This window comes from Paracoccus sp. DMF-8 (assembly GCF_029309835.1).
GTDB lineage: Bacteria > Pseudomonadota > Alphaproteobacteria > Rhodobacterales > Rhodobacteraceae > Paracoccus.
Genome location: NZ_JARJHL010000010.1, coordinates 580,739 through 599,174, shown reverse-complemented (window position 1 = coordinate 599,174; position 18,436 = coordinate 580,739). Strand labels below are relative to the sequence as shown.

General features: G+C 64.3%; 13 protein-coding genes, 1 tRNA gene and 1 pseudogene. 6 read left to right on the top strand and 9 right to left on the bottom strand.

The window, feature by feature from the left end; all coding sequences use genetic code 11:
• Positions 1-119: 119 nt before the first annotated feature.
• From fdnG to fdhE, 4 genes are read left to right on the top strand one after another with little or no spacing between them, the layout of a single operon-like run.
• On the top strand, positions 120-3,197 hold the full coding sequence (fdnG, locus tag PE067_RS10185) for a formate dehydrogenase-N subunit alpha (RefSeq protein WP_276189517.1): 3,078 nt from the start codon (positions 120-122) through the stop codon (positions 3,195-3,197).
• Positions 3,194-4,150, top strand: coding sequence for a formate dehydrogenase subunit beta (fdxH, locus tag PE067_RS10180; RefSeq protein ID WP_276189281.1), 957 nt, complete (start codon positions 3,194-3,196; stop codon positions 4,148-4,150). The genes fdnG and fdxH overlap by 4 nt, the downstream gene beginning before the upstream one ends.
• A 13-nt stretch (positions 4,151-4,163) precedes the next feature.
• A complete protein-coding gene (locus tag PE067_RS10175; protein WP_276189280.1) occupies positions 4,164-4,814 on the top strand; it encodes a formate dehydrogenase subunit gamma in 651 nt (216 codons plus the stop codon).
• Positions 4,811-5,671: a formate dehydrogenase accessory protein FdhE gene (gene fdhE, locus PE067_RS10170; protein ID WP_276189279.1), complete on the top strand. Its 861-nt coding sequence runs from the start codon at positions 4,811-4,813 to the stop codon at positions 5,669-5,671. Before PE067_RS10175 ends, fdhE begins: the two co-directional genes overlap by 4 nt.
• A gap of 271 nt (positions 5,672-5,942) precedes the next feature.
• Here the strand turns inward: fdhE and PE067_RS10165 are convergent.
• From PE067_RS10165 to PE067_RS10155, 3 genes are all read right to left on the bottom strand, one after another.
• Positions 5,943-6,026, bottom strand: a tRNA-Leu gene (locus PE067_RS10165).
• Between the two features lie 112 nt (positions 6,027-6,138).
• Complete coding sequence (gene lipA, locus PE067_RS10160; RefSeq protein ID WP_276189278.1) at positions 6,139-7,086, bottom strand: lipoyl synthase; 948 nt, start codon at positions 7,084-7,086, stop codon at positions 6,139-6,141.
• A gap of 195 nt (positions 7,087-7,281) precedes the next feature.
• Positions 7,282-8,460: a DUF6456 domain-containing protein gene (locus tag PE067_RS10155; protein ID WP_276189516.1), complete on the bottom strand. Its 1,179-nt coding sequence runs from the start codon at positions 8,458-8,460 to the stop codon at positions 7,282-7,284.
• A 211-nt stretch (positions 8,461-8,671) separates the two neighbouring features.
• Between PE067_RS10155 and PE067_RS10150 the strand changes: the two genes are divergently transcribed.
• Positions 8,672-9,013: a DUF6477 family protein gene (locus PE067_RS10150; protein WP_276189277.1), complete on the top strand. Its 342-nt coding sequence runs from the start codon at positions 8,672-8,674 to the stop codon at positions 9,011-9,013.
• Here PE067_RS10150 and PE067_RS10145 read toward each other — a convergent pair.
• Positions 8,976-10,583: a helicase HerA-like domain-containing protein gene (locus PE067_RS10145; RefSeq protein WP_276189276.1), complete on the bottom strand. Its 1,608-nt coding sequence runs from the start codon at positions 10,581-10,583 to the stop codon at positions 8,976-8,978. The genes PE067_RS10150 and PE067_RS10145 overlap by 38 nt on opposite strands.
• 643 nt (positions 10,584-11,226) lie before the next feature.
• Between PE067_RS10145 and PE067_RS10140 the strand changes: the two genes are divergently transcribed.
• Entirely contained in the window at positions 11,227-12,012 is a 786-nt protein-coding gene (locus PE067_RS10140) for an invasion associated locus B family protein (protein ID WP_276189275.1), read from the top strand.
• Positions 12,013-12,077: 65 nt separating this feature from the next.
• Here the strand turns inward: PE067_RS10140 and PE067_RS10135 are convergent, their stop codons facing one another.
• The 5 genes and pseudogenes from PE067_RS10135 to rpiA form a co-directional block, all read right to left on the bottom strand.
• On the bottom strand, positions 12,078-13,442 hold the full coding sequence (locus PE067_RS10135; RefSeq protein WP_276189515.1) for a Do family serine endopeptidase: 1,365 nt from the start codon (positions 13,440-13,442) through the stop codon (positions 12,078-12,080).
• Between the two features lie 402 nt (positions 13,443-13,844).
• Positions 13,845-14,927, bottom strand: a complete 1,083-nt coding sequence (locus tag PE067_RS10130) for a protease modulator HflC (RefSeq protein ID WP_276189274.1) — start codon at positions 14,925-14,927, stop codon at positions 13,845-13,847.
• Positions 14,927-16,162: an FtsH protease activity modulator HflK gene (gene hflK / locus PE067_RS10125; protein WP_276189273.1), complete on the bottom strand. Its 1,236-nt coding sequence runs from the start codon at positions 16,160-16,162 to the stop codon at positions 14,927-14,929. The genes PE067_RS10130 and hflK overlap by 1 nt, the downstream gene beginning before the upstream one ends.
• Before the next feature lie 64 nt (positions 16,163-16,226).
• Positions 16,227-17,662 (bottom strand): annotated as a pseudogene (gene gorA, locus PE067_RS10120) (glutathione-disulfide reductase).
• Positions 17,659-18,384 carry a ribose-5-phosphate isomerase RpiA gene (gene rpiA / locus PE067_RS10115; protein WP_276189272.1) on the bottom strand — a complete coding sequence of 242 codons (726 nt, stop codon included), beginning with the start codon at positions 18,382-18,384 and terminating at the stop codon, positions 17,659-17,661. Before rpiA ends, gorA begins: the two are co-directional and overlap by 4 nt.
• Positions 18,385-18,436: the final 52 nt, after the last annotated feature.

Below are 18,436 nucleotides of genomic sequence, written 5' to 3'. Positions count from 1 at the left end.
CGTCTTGCCCGAAGCATCGGCCTGCGACTACTGCCGGAATGGCGCGGTGTGCGATGGCACACAATTGCCGCGCGTCAGACGTCCGACACAGGGAGGCAGGCACCATGAATGGCACCGGAATGAAAATGGGCAGGCGGCGGTTTTTGCAGATCCTTGGGGTCGGCGCGGCCTCGCTGTCGGCGACGGCCATGGGCCTGTCCACCGCCGAGGCGCAGGTTTCGGCAGGCGTGCGCCCGTTCAAGCTGCTGCGCGCCAAGGAAATCCGCAACAACTGCACCTATTGTTCGGTCGGTTGCGGCATTCTGATGTATTCGATGGGCGACGGGTCGAAAAACGCCGGGCCCCGCATCTTCCATATCGAGGGCGACCCCGATCACCCGGTCAGCCGTGGATCACTGTGCCCCAAGGGTGCGGGGCTGATCGACATGATCCATTCCAAGGGCCGCCTGACGCAGCCGGAATATCGCGCGCCCGGCTCCAGCGAATGGGTGCAGATCAGTTGGGATGACGCGACCAAACGCATCGCCCGCCTGCTGAAGGACGACCGCGACGCCAATTTCATCGCCCGCAACGAACAGGGGCAGTTGGTGAACCGCTGGCTGACTTCGGGGATGCTGGCCTCGTCGGCCGCCTCGAATGAAACCGGCGTGCTGGATTTCAAATTCGCCCGCGCGCTTGGCATGCTGGGTCTGGATTGTCAGGCGCGGCTGTGCCACGCGCCCACCGTTTCCGCGCTGGCCCCCAGCTTTGGGCGCGGCGCGATGACCAACCACTGGGTCGATATCAAGAACGCCAATGTCGTCATCGTCATGGGCGGCAACCCCGCCGAGGCCCATCCGGTCGGCTTCAAATGGGTGATCGAAGCCAAGACCAAGAACAAGGCCAAGGTCATCGTCGTCGATCCGCGTTTCAACCGCACGGCGGCGGTCGCCGATATCTTTTCGCCGATCCGGGCGGGGTCGGATGCGGCCTTCCTGATGGGCGTCGTGCGTTATCTGCTGGAGACAGACCAGATCCAGCACGACTATGTCCGCGACTACACCAATGCCGCGCTGATCGTGCGCGACGATTTCAGCTTTCACGACGGCGTCTTTTCCGGTTTCGACGCGGAAACCAACAGCTACGACAAATCAAGCTGGACCTATGAACGCGGTGCCGACGGGATGGCCCTGCGCGATCCCTCGATGACGCATCCGCGTTCGGTGCTGCAACTGCTGAAACGGCATGTCGACCGCTACACCCCCGAAATGGTCGAGGAAATCACCGGCGTCAAACAGGCCGATTTCCTGCAGATCGCGGATATCATCGGTTCCTGTTCGGCGCGCGACAAGACCATGACCTGGCTTTACGCGCTTGGCTGGACCCATCATACCGGCGGCGCCCAGATTATTCGCGGCGCGGCCATGATCCAGTTGTTGCTGGGCAATATCGGCATGGCGGGCGGCGGCGTGAACGCGTTGCGCGGCCATTCCAACATTCAGGGCTATACCGATCTTGGCCTGCTGTCGCTGCGCGTTCCGGGCTATATGAATCTGCCGTCCGACAGGCAGCAAAGCCTTGCGCAATATCTGGACGAGGTGACGCCCAAAGACATCCTGCCCGGTCAGGTCAACTACTGGAAGAACACGCCGAAATTCTTCATTTCGATGCTGAAGAACCTTTATGGCAAACATGCCACGGCGGCGAATGACTTTGCCTTCGACCTGCTGCCGAAATGGGATCGCAGCTATGACATGCTGGCCTATTTCGACATGATGTATGACGGTCAGGTCAACGGCTATATCGCACAGGGGTTCAACCCGCTGGCGGCGATGCCGGACAAGAACAAGACATCCAAGGCGCTGGCCAACCTGAAATTTCTGGTCGTGATCGACCCCTTGGTCACCGAAACATCGAATTTCTGGCGCAATGAGGGGCGGTTCAACGATGTCCCCACCAGCGAGATCATGACCGAGGTCTTCCGCCTGCCCTCGAACTGCTTTGCCGAGGAAGACGGGGCCATCGTCAATTCGGGCCGCTGGCTGCAATGGCACTTTGCCGGTCAGCAGCCCCCCGGTCAGGCCCGTCACGACCCCGAAATTCTGGGCCGCATCATGATGGAGCTGCGCCACCTTTACGAAACAGAAGGCGGCGCCTGCCCCGAACAGGTCCTGCACATGACCTGGGACCATGACACCTATCACGACCCCTATTTCCCCCACCCCGAGGAAATGGCCAAGGAAGCCAATGGCTACGCGGTCGAGGATGTCTTTGACGAAAACGGCGTCCAGATCCTGCGTAAGGGCCAGTTGCTGGACAGCTTTGCCCAGTTGCGCGACGACGGCACGACACAAAGCTTCTGCTGGGTCTTTACCGGGTCCTGGACGGAACGCGGCAACCAGATGAACAACCGCGACAATACCGATGTGGGTCTGGGCAATACGCCGGGCTGGGCCTTTTCCTGGCCCGCGAACCGCCGCATCCTGTATAACCGCGCCAGCATGGATATGGACGGCAACCCCTGGGACCCGAACCGCCAGATCCTGCATTGGGATGGCGAAAAATGGACCGGCGCCGATATCCCCGATTTCCCCGCGACCACGCCGCCGGGCAGCCCTGCGGCGCCCTTCATGATGCTGCCCGAAGGGATGGCGCGGCTGTTTTCGGCGCAGGGCATGAACGACGGCCCCTTTCCCGAACATTACGAGCCGGTGGAAAGCCCGATCGCGAAAAACCCGCTGCATGAAAAGGTCACCCACAACCCGACCGCGCGGATTTTCCAGAACGATGCCGAACGCATGGGCAACCGCCACGACTATCCCTATGTCGCGACGACCTATTCGGTGACGGAACTGTTCCGCCACTGGACCAAGCACAGCCATATGAACGCCATGCTGCAACCCGAGCAATTCATCGAGATCGGCGAAAAGCTGGCCGGGGACAAGGGCATCGCCCATGGCGACACGGTCAAGGTCACGACCAAACGCGGCTATATCACCGCCAAGGCCGTGGTGACGAAACGCATGCGCACCCTGAATGTCGCGGGCCAGGAGGTCGAACAGATCGGCATCCCCTGTCACTGGGGTTTCGAAGGCGCGACGAAAAAAGGCTATCTGGCCAATACCTTGGCGCCCGGCGTCGGTGACGCGAATTCGCAGACGCCGGAATTCAAGGCCTTTCTGGTCAATGTCGAAAAAGCCGAAGGAGCGTTGGCATGAATTCGCAAAACATCGTCCGCAGTTCGGCCACCAGCACCGCCACCCCTGCCCCTCGCATCCGCGATCACCAGATCGAGGTCGCCAAGCTGATCGACGTCACCACCTGCATCGGCTGCAAGGCCTGTCAGGTCGCCTGCAACGAATGGAACGATCTGCGCGGCGAGGTCGAAACCAATGTCGGCGTCTATGACAACCCGCGCGACCTGTCCCCCGACAGTTGGACGCTGATGCGCTTCACCGAACACGAGGATGAATCGGGCAGGCTGGAATGGCTGATCCGCAAGGACGGCTGCATGCATTGCGAGGATCCCGGCTGCCTGAAGGCCTGCCCGATCCCCGGCGCCATCGTGCAATATGCGAATGGCATCGTCGATTTCCAGTCCGACCTGTGCGTCGGCTGCGGCTATTGCGTGGCGGGCTGTCCCTTCAACGTGCCGCGGATTTCGAAACAGGACAACAAGGCCTATAAATGCACGCTCTGTTCGGACCGTCTGGCGGTCGGACAGGCGCCCGCCTGCGCCAAGACCTGCCCTACCGGGGCGATTTCTTTCGGCTCGAAACAGGAAATGCAGGATCTGGCCGCGACCCGCGTCGCCGAACTGAACGAACGCGGTTTCGATCAGGCGGGGCTTTATGACCCGGCGGGGGTCGGGGGCACCCATGTCATGTATGTGCTGCAACATGCCGATGACCCGGAACGCTATGCCGGCCTGCCCAAGGATCCGCAGATCAGCCCGCTGGTGTCCGGCTGGAAAGACGTGCTGAAACCTGCGGCCGCCGTCGCGGGCGCCGTGGCCGTCGCAGGCATGGCCGCGCATTTCATCGGCGTCGGCCCGAATGTCACCGATGAAGACGACCATCCCGAAGGCGCGCAGGCACCGCGCCCCGCCCAACGACCCGATGCCGGGCCTGACGACCGCGCGCCCGAGCCGCAGCGCCACGCAGCCGAATGAACGGAGCCTTGAAATGAGCCGCAAATCCGACCAGATCCTGCGCACGAAATTCGCCGAACGGCTGTGCCACTGGATGATTGTCCTGTGTTTCTTTCTGGCCGCGACCTCGGGGCTGTCGTGGTTCTTTCCGACATTTTCCTGGCTGTCGGCCTTTCTGGGCACGCCGCAGATGGCCCGGCTGCTGCACCCCTTTCTGGGGATCGCGGTCTTTGTCGGGCTGTGCTTCATGTTCGTGCGTTTCGTGAAATACAACCTGCCCGCGCGCAGCGACTTGATCTGGTTTCGCAATATCCGCGGCGTCCTGATGAACCGCCACGACCAGCCCTTGCAAATCGGAAAATACAACGCGGGCCAAAAGATCCTGTTCTGGGCGATCATGGGGGCGATTCTGGTGCTGCTGGTGTCGGGGCTGATCATGTGGCGCGCCTATTTCGCGGAATTCTTTTCGATCCCGGTGCTGCGCATGGCGATTCTGGCCCATTCCGTCGCGGGTATCGGGCTGATCCTGCTGATTGTCGGCCATATCTATCTGGCGATCTGGGTGCGCGGCTCGATCAGCGGCATGGTCACGGGCTATGTGTCCAGGGCCTGGGCACGCCAGCATCACGACCGTTGGGCGGCCGAGATCGAGGCCCGCGAAACAACGCAGGGGGTGCGCAAATGACCGCTCCGGACCTGCGCCCCTCTGTCCCGCCCGAAACCGCCTCGCGCCATTTCGACCCGGTGCTGCGCCCCGATCTGGCCGCGCTTTACGCCACCCGCGCCGCGCGCCTGCGCAGGCTGGCGCCGGGGCATGAGCTGTCGGCCTATCTGTCGCTGGTTGCTGATATCACCGACGGTCAGGCCGCCTGCCTGCGGGACGGGGGCCGCGTCGATCCCGACCCGCAGGCGATGGCCACGGATGGCGACTGGCCGCAGATGCTGGATCATCTGATCGCGCATCTGGACCGCGACGCCCCCGGACAGGTCGCAGAGCTTTTGGCCGAATTGCGTGCCATGCCCGACACCGCGCGTCGTCAGGCCGCGCTGGCTTTGGTGCAGGGGCGTTTCGATGCTGTCGCGCCCGGCATCGCGCCCTTTGTCTGGGCGGCGCTGTCGGTTGCCGTGGCACAGGCCGCGCGGCTTGCGCCCCTGCCCGCCCCGGCGACCCGGGAACCGACCGCCTGCCCGGTCTGCGGCACAGCGCCGGTCGCCAGTCTGATCCACACCGGACAGCGTCAGGGGCTGCGCTATCTGCATTGCGCGCTCTGTGAATGCGAATGGCATATGGTGCGGGCGAAATGTTCGGATTGCGGTGATAATGCGCGTCTGGATTATCTCAGCTTTGACACGCCCGAGGCTGCGATCCGCGCCGAATCCTGCGGCGCTTGCGGCGGCTATCTGAAAACCGTCAGCCATGAATCCGACCCCGAGGTCGAGGTCGTCGCCGACGATCTGGCCAGCTTGGTCCTGGACGATGCCGCGAGCGCCGAAGGCTATGGCCGCAGCGGCTTCAACCCCTTTGCCCTTCCGGCGGGCTGATCGGGTTACAGCAGCGCGTCATGCTGCCGGACCGCCCGGCAGGCACTGGCTTTGCCATCCTTGCAGGCGGCACAGATCTCTCCCAGAGATTTCCCGCCGGTCGAACCAGAGGAACAGGCGGAAACGAACAGGGCCAAGGCCAGGGCGATCATGCGATACATGCCCCATCATGGCCCCAAAGCCCGCGTTTTCGCAATGCCTTACGTCAGGTCAATGCGGCGGCTCGGCCGGAACGGCCCAAGCCGCATTTCACATGATTTCCGGATTGAACTGGTAGGGGTGGTCGGACTCGAACCGACACTTCTTGCGAAAACGGATTTTGAATCCGTCGCGTCTACCATTCCGCCACACCCCCGACATCGGATCTGAATCCGCTGCGATGTTCGGGCCGTCAGGCCACGCAGAACAAGCATTGATCGTCAGATAAACGTCCCGCCTGCCATGAGCAAGCGGGAATGTTTCACGGCTCAGGCCCGGCCCAGCTTTTTCAGGCGCGCATCGCGCAGCTGCGCGAAATCGTCGCCCGCGTGATAGCTGGAACGGGTCAGCGGGGTTGCCGAAACCATCAGGAACCCCTTGCCATAGGCGGCGCGCTGATAACCCTCGAATTCCTCGGGGGTGACGAAGCGGTCGACGCGGTGATGTTTCGGCGTCGGCTGCAGATACTGGCCGATGGTCATGAAGTCGATATCGGCGGCGCGCATGTCGTCCATGACCTGCAAGACGCCCTGACGATCCTCGCCCAGACCGACCATGATGCCCGATTTGGTGAACATCGCGGGGTCCAGTTCCTTGACCCGCTGCAGCAGGCGCAGGCTGTGGAAATAGCGCGCGCCGGGCCGCACCGTCGGGTAAAGCCCCGGCACGGTTTCCAGGTTGTGGTTGAAGACATCGGGCCGCGCCTCGACCACGGTTTCAAGGCTGCCGGGCTTCGATTTCAGGAAATCCGGGGTCAGCACCTCGATCGTGGAACCGGGCGAGCGGTGGCGGATCGCGCGGATGGTCTGGGCGAAATGATCCGCGCCGCCATCGTCCAGATCGTCGCGGTCGACCGAGGTCAGCACGACATGGTTCAGCCCCAGCTTCTGGACGGCATGGGCCACCCTGCCCGGTTCGAACACGTCAAGCGCATTGGGCTTGCCGGTCTGGACGTTGCAAAAGGAACAGCCGCGGGTGCAGATCTCGCCCATGATCATCATGGTGGCGTGGCCCCGGCTCCAGCATTCGCCGACATTGGGGCAACCCGCTTCCTCGCAGACGGTGGACAGGCGATTTTCACGCAGGATGTCGCGGGTCTGCTTATAGCCTTCGCTGGTCGGGGCCTTGACCCGGATCCAGGACGGCTTCTTCGGCTGCGACTGGTCCGGGCGATGCGCCTTTTCCGGGTGTCGCAACTGCGGTGGCTGGTCGGCCATGGCTGGTCCTTCGCGTGAGTTGTCGCCGCCAATCTAGGACCTTCGGAGGGGATGTTCAACGACTGTCATCGGCCCGTCGCCGCGCAGCTTTGTCAACGTCACATGAAAAGCGCGGCCTTCCGCCGGGAATGGCGCGATGCAGAGGAGGCCCGGGCCCGCTGTCCCGGCGGAAAGGCGCGTGAGGTCGGGCCCGGCCTAGCCGATCAGCGGCGCGCCCTTGCCATAGGTTTCGGCGTAATGGCGTTCCAGCCGCATCAGCGCCAGCCGCAGCACGATCTTGCCCGAGCGCGCGGACCAGCCAAGGCGGCGTTCCGTGATCTCGATCCCTTCCAGAAAGCAGCAGACGCGCAGGCACAGATCGCCCATGCCCGGCCCCAGCTCGCGCAGCGCGGCACCGACGCGGTTGCGCGCCCCTTCGGAGCCGCCGCCATAGCCCGCGCCAAAGCCCCCCGCATCAATGCCCGAGGTCAGGAAACGGTCCCAGATCTGGGTCACGCGCGGGCCGATCTGCGACAGTTCGAAATCCTCGCGCAGCCGTTCGCCCGCCGCCACCATCCCGGGCGTCAGAAAGGGGCGACCATCGGCTTCGCGGCGGCGGGCCAGGATCTGCAGCGGGCTTTCGGCGATATTGACGCGGGTGCGGCGACGGGTGCCATCCTCGGGGTCGGTGATCTCGCGCTCAGCCCAGATGCGGTGCCGGTCGCCGTGGTGATAGGGCGCGGCATCCTCGGCCATGCCGGTGGCCGCCTCTGGCACGTCGATCACCGGCAAGGCGGTGATGAAATCGGCCTGACGCGGCAAGACCCCGCCACGCCGGGCCGCGATCATCTTTTTCAGCGCATCGCGCCCGGCCCCCGACAGCACATAGCGCACGACCCGCCCGCTGGACCGCATCGAAACCCAGCCATGCAGCGCGATCTTTTCCGCAATGCGGCGTTCCAGAATCGCGGTGCGGATATCGTTGCGAACGACGATGGCCTTTTCCATGCCTTCGGCCAGAACCATTTCCGCACCGGATTCGGCCAGCCTGCGCAGGATGCGACGGAACTGTTCGGTCTCGCTGCGGGTGAAATGCGGGGTGCCTTCGTCAGCCGCGCGTTCCAGCGCCTGATCGACCAGCGGATCGTCGCGGCGTGCCTCGATCCGGCGGATACGGCGCAGGATGGTCGAGGCATGGCACCCCGCTTCCCGCGCCAGGGCGCGGATGCTTTCGCCCCCTTCGACATGGCGCAGATACAGCTGGTGGTCGTCGCACTCGCGCGCCTCCGGCGTTTCGGGTTCGGTCTGACTTGCCGGAATGCGGGAGCTTGCGGCTGGCAGGCAGGCCACCGGGGCATTCAGGTCAAAGTCACCCGTCATAGCAGTCATGGCAATTCCCTTTTGATCCTGTGGACGAGCGGGCAGATACTCATCCTTGGGTTGTTTCAATTCCGGCAGGAAAAGACCGGCCGGAATTTACGAATTGCGTAAGAATTGCTAACAAAAGATAAAGAATCCTTGCTGCTGCGAACGCTTTATCAGGCGATCACGCAACACACCCATAGGTTGCGTTTTTCTGGCCGGGTCTCAGCCAGAGGATTCACCCATGACCATGCACAGCAACATCATCGCCTTTCAGCCGGTCCTGCGGCCCGAGGCGATCCGGCGCCCGATGACACTGATCCGGGCGGCGCGGGCCGGCCAGCAGGGCTGGCGGCGCAAGCGCGATCTGCGCGCGCTGTTGCGCAGCGACACCCTGCCCGATCCGCAGCGCGCCCTGCCCCTGCTGCGCGATCTTGAGAACCGCCAGAACAAGGCACGGCTGGAGGGCGCGGCAGATTACGACCTGCGCCGCCATGTCATGCTGCTGATCGCGATCCTGGCCGAAACCCGTGCCCTGCGCGCCGCGCCTATTTCCCGCGAAACAGGGAGCCAAGCACGCCCCTGACCAGCGCCTGCCCGGTCCGGGTGCCCAGTTGACGCGCAAGGCTTTTGCCAAAGGTCGTGGCGATGGAATCGCTTTGCCGCGCTGCGGTTGTCCGAGTTTTTGCGGTCTTCGTCGTGGTCTGGCGCGCCGTGCCCGCGCCGCTGTCCATGCGCGGATCATAGCGCCGGGCGCGTTTGTATTCGCGGTCGTCCATCTGCCACAGATCGTCATCCGCACCCTTGGCGCCCGCGGCGGCGCTGGCCTGCGCTGCGGCCTCGGCGCGTTTGGCCAGCAGCTCATGGGCAGATTCGCGGTCCACGGTCTTGCCGTATTTCAGCGCCATCGGTGATGCCGAAATGATCGCCTGACGCTCGCCTTCCGGGATCGGGCCAAGGCTGGCAAAGGGCGGGCGGATCAGACACCGCTGGACCATCCCCGGCACGCCCTTGTTTTCCAGAAGCGAGGTCACCGCCTCGCCCGTGCCGACATGCTGGATCGCATCCGCCGTGTCGAAATCGAGATTGGCGCGATAGTTTTCAGCGGCCTGCCGCAGCGCCTTTTGATCCTTTGCGGTAAAGGCGCGCAGGGCGTGCTGGATGCGGTTGCCCAACTGGCCCAGCACGCTGTCAGGCACATCGGCGGGGTTCTGGGTGATGAACCACAGGCTGACGCCCTTGGACCGGATCAGCCGCGCGACCTGTTCGATCTTGGCGACCAGCGCGGGCGGCGCGTCGTTGAACAGCAGATGCGCCTCGTCAAAGAAAAAGGCGACCTTGGGCTTGTCGGGGTCGCCGACCTCGGGCAGTTGCTCGAACAACTCGCCCATCAGCCACAGCAGGAAGGTTGCGTAAAGGCGCGGCGAATTCATCAGCCTTTCGGCCGAAAGGATGTTGATCATCCCCTTGCCCGAGGCATCCAGCCGGATCAGATCGGACAGTTCCAGCGCCGGTTCACCGAACAGGAAATCCCCGCCCTCGGTTTCCAGAACCAGCAAGGCGCGCTGGATCGCCCCCACCGAAGCGGTTGAAATATTGCCGTATTTCAGCGAAAGATCCTTGGCGTTCTGCCCGACCCAGACCAGCATCGACTGCAGGTCCTTCAGATCCAGCAGCAACAGGCCTTCTTCGTCGGCGACGCGAAAGGCGATGTTCAGCACGCCTTCCTGCACATCGGTCAGCCCCAGCAGGCGCGACAGCAGCAGCGGCCCCATTTCAGCCGGGGTGGTGCGGACGGGATGGCCCTTTTCGCCCCAGATGTCCCAGAAGGTCACCGGAAAGGCCTGATAATCCATCTGGATGCCGATCTGTTCGGCCCGCGCACGAAAGGCCGTGTCCAGTTTCGCATCCGCCCCGCCGGCTTTCGCGATGCCCGCCAGATCGCCCTTGATATCGGCCATGAAGACGGGGACCCCCGCCAGCGACAACGATTCGGCCAGGGTCTGCAGGGTCACGGTCTTGCCCGTCCCGGTCGCCCCGGCGATCAGCCCGTGGCGATTCGCGTATTTGAACAGCAGGTTTTGCGGCGTGGCGTAGCCTTCGCCACCACCCCCGACAAAGGCGATTCCCGCCCCCAGATCGACGATTCCAGTCATCCAACCTCCGCCGTATCGGCAAAAAAGCGCAAATAGCAACTTATGTACAATACAAGTGCGGACAGTTTGTGCCAGTCTTTGAGGGTCGCCCGCAATTTTATATCGCGGGGGATTCTTCCTCCCTGTTGGACTGTCGCGCCTTCGGGCGCGACTTTTTTCTGTCGCGAATAGTTTTCCAACCTGACGTTTCGGATAGTTGACGTTGCCGTGAGGCGATTCTAGCCTTCGTCGCAATATGACCGGCGAGTCCGGCAGGGATGGTAAACATGGGTCCGGCAGTTCTTGCCGGACCTTTCCGTTTTCGCGCGACGCCCCGCGTAGCGCCCCCGGCCGAAAGCGGCATCGCCATCGGGCCATTCCAGCAGGTCCCGCCATTCCAGCAGATCCCGGTGAAACCTGCATGACGGTTCATTCGCGCAGGCAGGCGCGACAGGGTGCGACACAGGGAAAATTCCCCGCCCATTGGCGGCACCATGCCTGAAAATCCGGTTTTCAGGCCGCGTGACCGGCAGATTATTACCATTACGCCATCTTATTGCGTTGCATGTCACATCTGTGATGCTCCACCTTCCGATCCGCACTGACAGCCAGGAATCGGCATGATACGACCATGCCCGACACCATTGACCAAAGGATAAGGACCATGGTTGACAAAACCTCCACTGCGCTGATCGCAGCCCTGTTCTCTGTCGCGGCTGGCGCAGGCATGGCATTCGCCCAGGAGGCCGCCACCACGACGGAAGCCCCCGCAGCCGAAGCCGCCGCCCCCGCTGAAGAAGCCCCGGCCGCGCAAACCCCCGCGGCAGAAGCCCCGGCAGCAGAAGCTCCGGCCGCGGAAACCCCGGCTGGCGAAACTGCCGAAGCGCCCGCAGCCGAAGCGCCTGCCGAAGGCAGTGGCGACCCGCAACCCGGTCAAAGCTATATCCGCAGATCCTTTGGCGACTGGTCGATGCGCTGCATCAAGACCCCGGACGACAAAGACCCCTGCGAACTGTATCAACTGCTGCGCGACGCAGATGGTGGCGCCGTTGCCGAGGCCTCGGTCGTCCCGGTCGAGGGCGAGATCAAGGCCATCGTGACCTTTGTCGCGCCGCTGGAAACCGATCTGCAGCAGGGTCTGCGCATGCAGATCGACCAGAATGCGGTCGTCGGCTACCCGTTCATGGTCTGCGCGCAGATCGGCTGCATCTCGCGCGTCGGGCTGAATGAATCGGAACTCGGCGCCTACAAGCGCGGCAATGCGGGCAATATCACGCTGCAACCCTTTGGCGTGTCGCCCGACCGCGCGGTCAAGCTGGGCGTGTCGCTGAAAGGCTTCACCGCCGGTCTGGACGCCGTGACCAAGGCGCTGGCAGAGCTTGGCCCCGCGCCGACCACCGAACCCGCACCGGCCGGCGAACCGGCAGCCCCGGCCGCAGCGGCGGAATAAGCAACCGACACCGAACAAGAAAGGGCGCCCGACGGCGCCCTTTTCACATGCCCAGGCGGTCCGGATCATTCGTCCTGCGCGATCGGCAGGGCCAGGAAACGCGGCTCTCCGGCGCGGCGGACCAGCACAAGGATCGACTTGCGACCGGCATCGCGCGCGGCCTGAACCTGATCCTGCAGTTCCGCCAGCGAGGTGACGGGCTGCTGCCCGGCCTCGGTGATGACATCGCCCGCAGCCAGCCCCTTGTCGGCGGCGGGGCCGTCGGGATCGACCGGTTGCACCACCAGCCCGGCCATGTCGCGCGACACGCCCAGTTCAGCGGCGATTTCCGGGGTCAGCGGCGCCACGGTCATGCCCAGCATGTCGGTCGCGCTTTCGGTGGCGGAATTCACCTCGGCATTGGCGGTGCCTTCAGCCAGTTCACGACGGCCAAGCGTCACCTTCAGATCGACATTCTCGCCATCGCGCAAGACGACCAGCGCCACCTCTTCGCCGACCGGCGCATCGGCCACGCGGCGCACCAGTTCGCGCACATCCTTGACGCTGCCGCCGTCGAACGACACGATCACATCGCCCGCCTTCATCCCCGCATCCAGCGCGGGACCGGCGGGCACATCGGTGACCATCGCGCCATCGGTCGAGGTCAGGCCAAGCAGATCGGCGATATCGGGCGACAGGTCCTGAATCTTGACGCCCAGCCAGCCGCGCCGGGTTTCACCGAATTCCTGCAACTGGTCGACGACCTTTGACACGACATTCGACGCCATCGAAAAGCCGATCCCGATCGAGCCGCCATTCGGCGACAGGATCGCGGTGTTCACCCCGATCACCTCGCCCTGCATGTTGAACAAGGGCCCGCCCGAGTTGCCCCGGTTGATCGCGGCATCGGTCTGGATGAAATCGTCATAGGTCCCGGTCAGCGCGCGATTGCGGGCCGAAACGATCCCGGTCGAGGCCGAAAAGCCCTGGCCAAGCGGGTTGCCGAGCGCCAGCACCCAGTCACCGACGCGGGCCTGGTCGCTGTTGCCGAACTGGACAAAGGGCAGCTTTTCATCGCTTTCGACCTTCAGCACGGCAATGTCGGTATTGCTGTCCTTGCCGATCACCGTCGCGGGCAGGCGCTTGCCGGAATAGAATTCGACCTCGATTTCATCGGCGCCGTCGATGACATGGTTGTTGGTGACGATCAGCCCCTCGGCCGAGATCACGAAACCCGAACCAAGCGCGTTGGAACGCTGCTCGGCGCGGGGGCCGCGCGGATTGCCGAACGGCCCGCCATCGGGAAAGCCGAAATCGCGGAACAGATCGCCAAAGGGGCTGCCTTCGGGAAAGTTCGGCCCGCCACGGGTCGGTGCGGCGACGGTCGCGGTCGTGGTGATGTTCACCACGGCGGAGCTGACCTGTTCGACCAGATCCGCAAAGCTGGGCATGATCGGCGCCTGAACGACGTCGCCAAGCGGCTTGTTGTCATTGGCGGCGGCGACCGCCTGATCTTCGGCGGCGGTCGCCACATCCGTGCGCGCCGCATCCTGTGCGAGGGCCGGGCTAAGGGCCAGCGTCAGCGCCAGGCCCGAAGCCGTCAGCAGATAACGCGGAGAGTATTTCTTCATAAGGATCAGCTCCCTCAACAGGTCGGACATCCGGTCCGATGAAGCACCGGCACCGGACGCTGTGCAACAGATGAAAAGCAATTGGGGATGAGTTGCAAATAAATCACCCTCTCGGACAGTGAACAGATTGTGACTTGCGCTGACGGGCCGGCAGCATCCGCAGCGATGAAAAAGGGCGGACCGCGCCTTGCGGACCGCCCCCTGACTGGTCTGTGCAAGCCCTTAATCCGCGGGGACCGCGGGTTCCTGCTGCGGCGGCACGGCCAGCGATTCCGGCATGGGCGACAGGGTGACGCCCGCGTTCTCGCCAAGCGGCGTGCCATCGCTGGAGGTGGCGACCGGCGCCTGAGGTTCTTCGGCGCGCGATGCGGCATCAGATGCGCCCGCATCCGATGAACTGGTCGTGGCCGGCGCGGGCGCCGGATTGGCGCGTTCGGCCCCGTCGCTGCGCAGATAGTCAAAGAACTCGCCTTCCGGGCTGATGACCAGCGAACTGTTTTCGCCACGCAGGGCGCGTTCATAGGACGTCATCGACCGGGTAAAGGCAAAGAATTCTGGATCGCGGCCAAAGGCTTCGGCATAGATCGCGTTGCGGCGGGCATCGGCTTCACCGCGCACGACTTCGGCCTTGCGGCGCGCGTCCGAGGTCAGCTCGACCACGGTGCGGTCGGCAGCGGCGCGGACACGCTGCGCGGCCTCGCCACCACGGGCGATTTCGTCGGCGGCCTCGCGTTCGCGTTCGGCCCGCATCCGCGCATAGGTCGCGGCAAGGTTCTGTTCGGGCAGGTCGGTGCGGGTCAGGCGCACGTCGATGATCCGCACGCCAAGCGATTCCGCCTCGGCGCGCGCACCGTCGCGGATGCGGTTCATCAGGGGCGTCCGGTCATCCGACAGCACGGCGGTCGAGGGAACCGAGCCCAGAACGCGGCGGATCGCATCGTTGATGATGCCGTCCAGACGTTCCTGCGCCAGGGAAAGGCCAACGCCCCGCGTCGCCTCATACAGGCGCTGCGCGTCCTGCACCTGCCAGCGGGCAAAAGCGTCGACGACCAGACGGCGGTCGTCCAGCGGCGTGACCTCCATCGCATTGGTGGGCAGGCCCAGAATACGGGCGTCATAGCGCACGACGCGGTCGATGAACGGGACTTTCAGCCCCAGGCCGGGCTCCTCGCGGACCTCGACCACCTCGCCGAAGCGCATGACCAGCGCCTTTTCGCGGACATCGACGATATAGACCGCGCCCATCACGACCACGGCAATGACCACCAGCAGCGGCAACAGGAAATATGAAAGCGCCTTTTGCATCAGTTCGCCCCCCCGTTCTGAGTGGCGTTCCGCGCAGCGTTCTGCGCGCCGCCCGTGCCGCTGCGCAACTGGTCAAGCGGCAGGTAGGGCACCACGCCCCCCTGTCCCTGCGCCGAACCGTCGATCAGCACCTTATTCGCATTGCCAAGAACTTTTTCCATCGTTTCCAGATACATGCGGCGACGGGTCACGTCCGGCGCCTTGACATATTCATCATAGACCGAATTGAAGCGCGCGGCCTCGCCCTCGGCGCTGTTGACGGCCTGTGCGCGGTAACCTTCGGCTTCCTCGATCAGGCGGGCGGCGTCACCGCGCGCGCCGGCCAGAACGCGGTTGGCATATGCGTCAGCCTCTTTTTCCAGCCGGTCGCGTTCCTGTTGCGCGGCCTGGACCTCGCGGAAACTGTCGATGACCTCGCGCGGAGGGTCGGCCCGGGCAAGGTTCACACGCTCGATATTGATGCCGGATTCATAGCTGTTCAGCGTTTCCTGCACGGCGCGTTCCAGTTCCGAACGGATCTGTTCGCGGTCACGGTTCAGGATCGGCGCCATTTCCGAACGCGCTACGATGTCGCGCATCGCCGGTTCGGCAACGGCGCGGATCGTGTCGTCCGGATCGGCAAGGTTGAACAGGAACTGTTCGGGGTTCGAGACGTTCCAGACCACCTGATACTGCATGTCCACGATGTTCTGGTCGCGCGTCAGCATCAGGCCGCTGTCCATCGGACCCGCCTGCCCCGTGCCGATTTCGGTCACCCGTTCACCCGAGGCGTTGACGATCTGCTTGGTCACCACCGGCCAGGGGGCAAAGTTAAGACCCGCGCCGGACACCGAATAGGGTTTGCCGAACAAAAGCTCGACCGACTGCTCGCCTTCGTTGACGGTATAGAAACTCATCGCCGCCCAACCGACCACGGCCACGGCGGCTGCGATGCCGATCGTGCCACGGTTGATGGAAAGGCCCGGCCCGTCGCGCCGTGGGCCCTGCGGGCCACGTCCGCCGCCCTGATTGCCGCCGCCGCCGCGACCGCCCATCAGGACGCGCAGACGGTCCTGGCCCTTGCGGACCAGATCCTCGATTTCAGGGATATTGTCGCCCTTGCGCGGACCGCCGGGTTGATTCCGGTTGTCATCGCCCGGATTGCCCGAGGGGCGCCCCGGCCCCGTTTGAGGAGGGCGCTTGTCGCCGCCCTGCCCGTTGTCTCCGCCGCTGCCCCAGGGGCCATTTCCCGCCATACGCCTCTTGCCTCGTCAGTTCTGTCGTTCGTCTATGGTGAAACTGGGGGCAAACCCCCGAATGTCAAGCAATTGCGCCTTGGCGCGATGCGGCCCCCGTTTCGTCCCCGGTCGCGTCCACGGCGCGTCGGGTCGGCTTGCGCATGGTCACGAGTTCCTCGGCCAGTGTCGGATGGACCGCGATGGTGCGGTCGAAATCGGCCTTGGTCGCGCCCATGCCGATGGCAATGGCGACCAGCTGGATCATCTCTCCGCCTCGGGGGCGAAGATATGGCAGCCCAGCACCCTGTCGGTTTCGGCATCCACGATCAGCTTCATCGCCGAGCGCGCCTCGGACCCGGCAAACAGCGTCCGCATCGCCCGGAAAGAGGTTTCGTAGATATCGACCGGGCCGCGCGCGCGCGCCTGTTCTTCGGTCAGGCCGATGGTGCCGATTTCGTGCGGGCGCATATAGACGGCGCTGGCGACCTGGCTCAGGTCGTTCGGCCGGGGTTTGCCGCCGAAAACGGTATCGGCGAAATTATGGCCCATGCGGATCGCGACCGGGGTCAGGTTGACCTGATCGGTGACATCGCCCACCGCATAGATCGAGGGAACCGAGGTCTGCGACCATTCGTCCACCCGGATCGCGCCGTTCCGTTCCAGCACGACACCCAGCCCGGCCAGCCCCAGATCCTGCGTATAGGGCGCGCGGCCGGTGGCAAAGATGACCTGATCCACGACTTCGACGCCCTTGCCATCGGCAAGCACCATGCGCAGCCCCTGCCCGTCACGCCCCTGCCCGTCACGCTCCAGCCGTTCGGGGCTGGTGCCAAGGCGCAGGTCGATGCCGCTGGCAAGAAGCTGTTCGGTCGCGCGCCGCCGCATGTCGCCGTCAAAGCCGCGCAGCACCTGATCCGCCCGGCAGATCTGCACGACCTGCGATCCAAGCCCGTTCAGGATGCTGGCGAATTCGCAGGCGATGAAGCCGCTGCCGACGATCAGCACCCGGCCGGGCAGTTCCGGCAGGGTGAAGATATCGTCCGACACGATGCCCAGTTCGGCGCCGGGGATCGGCGGCAGCGCGGGACGCCCGCCGACCGCGATCAGGATATGGCGCGCCGTGAACCGCGCACCGCTGGCAAGCTGGACGGTATGGGCATCGACCAGCACCGCGCGTTCGTGGTGGATTTCGACATTCGCGCTGACAAGGCCAGAGGTATAGGCCCCTTCCAGCCGGTCCAGTTCGCGGTCCAGCTTGCCGCGAAACGCCTGCCAGTCGAACCTCCCGTGATCCGCGCCTTGCCAAGCGTAGCCGCGCGCCAGCGCCGCCGCCTCGGGCATTTCGGATGCGAAGACCATCAGCTTTTTCGGCACGCAGCCGCGGATGACGCAGGTGCCGCCCATGCGCGATTCCTCGGCAATCGCGACGCGGGCGCCATATTCCCCCGCCGCGATCCGCGCCGCCCGGACCCCGCCCGAGCCGCCGCCGATCACGAACAGGTCAAGATCGAATGTCATAGGTTCTCCTCGGTGACCAGTTCGGCCGAGGTCCCGTCCTCGCGCCCGATGATCGCAAGGTGGCAGATATTCAGGAAAAGCCCGTGTTCAACCACCCCCGGAATATCCGCAAAGATCGCGGCCAGTTCGTAGGCGTTCGGAATCGCCTCCAGCGCGAGGTCGAGGATCAGGTTGCCTTCATCCGTCATGAAGACGCGGTCCTCGCGTTTGCGCAGGGTGATCGGGCGTTCGGTCAGGCCCAGATCATCCAGCCCGCGACGGATCTGCGCCTCGGTCGAGCGCCAGCCGAAGGGGATCACCTCGACCGGCAGATGAAAGCGGCCCAGTTGTTCGACGACCTTGCCGGGATCGGCGATCACCACCATCCGGTCAGAGGCCCGCGCCACGATCTTTTCGCGCAGATGCGCGCCGCCGCCGCCCTTGATCAGGTTCAGGTCGGGATCGACCTCATCGGCGCCGTCGATGGTCAGGTCCAGCCAGCCCAGTTCGTCCAGCGATTCGACACGCAGCCCAAGCGATTGCGCGAGTTCCGCGGTCGCTTTCGAGGTCGCGGCGCAGCGCAGTTCGAACGGGTCCTCCTGCATCCGTTCGGCCAGCCGATGGACAAAGACATTGGCGGTCGAGCCGGTGCCAAGACCCAGCTTCATGCCGGGTTTCACCAGCTTGACGGCGGCCTGCGCCGCTGCGTCCTTTGCAGGGTCAGATCTGGGCGTGTCGGTCATGTCCTTGCTCCGGCTGAAATGGCACCTGCCTTGTCCGCAATCCTTATAGGAC